Annotated in this window: 1 protein-coding gene; it reads left to right on the top strand. The window is 34.5% G+C overall.

The features are described 5' to 3' along the window. Positions 1-90: 90 nt before the first annotated feature. Positions 91-673 (top strand): transposase family protein (locus HMPREF2811_RS02555; protein WP_141749236.1); only part of this gene is annotated, 583 nt, incomplete at its 3' end.

The raw sequence follows: 673 nt of genomic DNA, 5'->3' as shown, positions 1-673 counted from the left end.
CGAAATCACCAGCACTATTTTTATATACAAAAAGCCTGTGATTTCCTCTATAATTAAGTTGTCCAAAAATAATAGAAAGTAGGAAATCACATGGCTACAAACAATAATACTAAAATTTTACTTGGAATGGAAGACCTTAATATCAATATCGAACAGAATGATTTTGATGAAGAATGCTATTTCTCAGTTCATCAATTTAAAAGTTCTACTAAAAAAATGCTTCCTGTCTCAAAAGCCTTTAAAAAAGTATTAACCGTTACAGGAACGCTAAAGAATACGCCTAAAGTGTGCCCTCATTGTGGTAGTAGTAATAATGGAGCGGAAGATATGATTGATTATGGATCTTATAGGACCGTCATCCTAATTGGGCAATATAACCTTCAACCTGCTTATCTTAAACTGACTAAGCAACGATACCTTTGTAAACATTGTCAAAAAACAACGGTTTCTCAAACCAACTTAACCAAACAGCACTGTACGATTTCATCACCCTTAAAGGTAATGATTCTTCAAGAATTAGGTAAAACGAAGCCCATCAAAGATATTGCTGAAACCTGGAATGTGTCGTCTCATACGGTACTGCGCCAATTGAAAGCCTATAGTTATCAATATAATACCAAGCCCACATCACTACCCAAACATATCGCGATTGATGAATTTAAATCTGTGAAGA

It is taken from the genome of Globicatella sp. HMSC072A10, from assembly GCF_001811625.1.
Taxonomy (GTDB): Bacteria; Bacillota; Bacilli; order Lactobacillales; family Aerococcaceae; genus Globicatella; species Globicatella sanguinis.
Note: the sequence above shows the minus strand (reverse complement) of the source record. Positions and strands in the feature narration are given on the sequence as shown.